This is a genomic window from Vibrio sp. RE86 (genome assembly GCF_013114545.1).
Lineage (GTDB): Bacteria > Pseudomonadota > Gammaproteobacteria > Enterobacterales > Vibrionaceae > Vibrio.
This window is the reverse complement of sequence record NZ_VTXI01000056.1, coordinates 1-2,570: the sequence shown is the minus strand read 5'-3', so window position 1 is coordinate 2,570 and position 2,570 is coordinate 1. Positions and strand designations below refer to the sequence as shown.

2 protein-coding genes are annotated in these 2,570 nt (G+C 40.4%); both read right to left on the bottom strand.

Translation table 11 applies throughout. From position 1 onward, the window contains the following. Positions 1-429 precede the first annotated feature (429 nt). Positions 430-717, bottom strand: coding sequence for a hypothetical protein (locus F0231_RS20725; protein WP_025510472.1), 288 nt, complete (start codon positions 715-717; stop codon positions 430-432). Between the two features lie 607 nt (positions 718-1,324). Continuing rightward, positions 1,325-1,954 carry a hypothetical protein gene (locus F0231_RS20720; protein ID WP_171761564.1) on the bottom strand — a complete coding sequence of 210 codons (630 nt, stop codon included), beginning with the start codon at positions 1,952-1,954 and terminating at the stop codon, positions 1,325-1,327. Positions 1,955-2,570 lie beyond the last annotated feature (616 nt).

Genomic DNA, 2,570 nt, shown 5'->3' with positions numbered 1-2,570 from the left:
AGCTCAAATCAGGCTCAGTTTCAAAGCGACTGTCACTGAAACCACTTGGAATTTACAACGCCGTAGAAAACGGACTTTGAACACCAAAGAAAGCTTTTTGGGAAGACTAAGCAACAGAGCAGACTTTCAACGAGCGGGATAGCTTCTGAAACAGAAACTCCAACCGAGCACCAAACAAAGCACTATCTTGACGAACCCTATAGGCTAGAAATGAAGTGCGATAACCTAGACAAAGACACACTAACATTAGCCCTAAGCTTACTGATTTGGTTGCTTTTTCTTCACTGGCAACTAACGCCGCATTAAGGTGTGAGCAACGCTGCCACGAAACTTAACCAAGCCGCCGTAAACACAAAACCCAACGATGGAACAAAAAATGCCAGCGTTGGGAATCACTCTTAAATGCTTTGTTAGCACGCAGCCCGACGTTTACTTCCGTCTCGCTCTTATTGCTGCACTCGAAACCAGTACACTACAAAAGTGTGCTACATCACTATAAGTCCGAAGAGAGTAAACACATCGACCATAACGTTCAGCTTCTGCTTCCCATTGGCTAACCTCAATATAGCCTGATGAACCATTTGCATAAACGTAAAACGCTACTGCATTGTGATTATCAAAATATACTTCAAACTGTTTTTCGCCATGGTCTTCTATGTAATAACCTTGTTCTTCAGCCACAAGTTTTATTTGATCTAATGTAAATTCAAATTCCATAACATGCTCCAATATAGATTACGCCGAGCGTTGCGAATCTGCCTTAAACGCTTTGTTAGGCAAGATTTCTGTGTGCTCACTAACTTGATTTGATACAGAATACCTTAAACATCATAAGCAACCAATTACCCACGAATTTTTTGTGATTCAAGAACTACCGAAGTCACTATTGTTATAGCCGTGGTTCCAACAAACTCTGAAGGCGATACAGCAGCAACGACATTGCTTTTAGGACGCTGAAATTCAACCCTGCGAACTATCAGCTTTCAAGACAGCACCGATTAACTTGCCCTTTCAACACTTTGAGCCAGAGAAATTCACTACCGACCAATACGACAAACTAATGAGGCAACCCATGATGCTTGACATGTTTTACTGGTGGAGTGATTCAAGAATTGAAGCCGACAATGCTGAATTGCCGACGTAAAAAAGCAGTTAGCCAAAGGAAGCAAAGAAGAATAGAAATGAGAAACTCACCGTACCTTGCCTAACGCCGCATTAAGGTGTGAGCAACGCTACCACAAAACTAAACCATACCACCGTAAACACTACACCCAACGATGGAATGAAAAATGCCAAGCGTTGGGAATCACTCTTAAATGCTTTGTTATGGGGCTTTTCGTGCATTTACGAACACTTTCAATTCACCAATGATTTCATTATGTTGCGCTATTGATTCTGCCAGTTCTTCCATTGTTCTGTTCTTCATTTCGTCTGTATAACGGTTTACAAAAACTAGGGATAAGTAGTAATTGCAGGACTCTAATCTAGTGAGAGTATCGATCAACTCTGGTTCTAAGTGAGATACAAATTTAAATAGCCTTTTTATGTTCTGTTGACTATTTTGCTTTTCCTGAATCAAAAACACATCCCACGTTGTCGCACTGTATAGAAAAGTTTTCGCGATTTTAGGAATGTAATCTGTGTATTTTAAAGCTTTAAGCTTCCTTTTTAATACCTCTATATCCTTTTCTGACTCATTGTCAAAAAGACACTCATTTACCAAATTGGAACTATCAATGATTCGCTCAATAAGAGGCAAGGTAACGTTATTTACATATGCTGAGTCTCGGTATTCTTTATATCGTACGACCAGAAGATAAAACACAAAACTGACGATATAACCCATAGCCAAATTGTATGAGGAGTTTAACAATTCCCCACCGCCATCGAACAACTCTGGAAGATCTGCCCACCATAGGTCATAGTGAGTAACGCTACCACTTAACCAGAACATTGTGCCCTAATCACTTAAGCTGATTCAAACCAAAAATGCCATGCGTTACGAATCTGCTTAAATTGTTTGTTAGTTGCCTGCCCTAAGGGTTTAACCTGAAGTTCATTTAGATTTTGCCAACACTGACCTTTCCTGAGTTGATGAGCCCGAATCAGGCGCAGATTCAAAGCAACTGTGACTGAAACCACTTGGAATTAACAGCACCGTCGAAAACGGACTAAAAACATCAAAGAAAACTTTTGGACAGGCTAATCAACAGAGCAGACTTTCAACGAGCGAGTCAGTTTATGACACAGAAAATCTAAACCGAGAGCAAACCAAAGAACGACTTTAACGAACCAAGTAAGCTAAAAAGTGAAATACAACAACTAGCAAAAAGTACATGAACATTAGCCCTAAATTTGCTGATTTAGTTACTTTTTCCTCATTGGCAACTAACGCCGCGTTAAGTAGTGAGCAGCGCAACCACCAAACTAAACCTCTGTGCCGTAAACACTAAAGCCGAATTGAACTGAAACCGCCGAGCGTTGCGAATCTGCCTTAAACGCTTTGTTAGGCAAGATTTCCGTGTGCTCACTAACTTGATTTGATACAGAATACCTTAAATATCATAAGC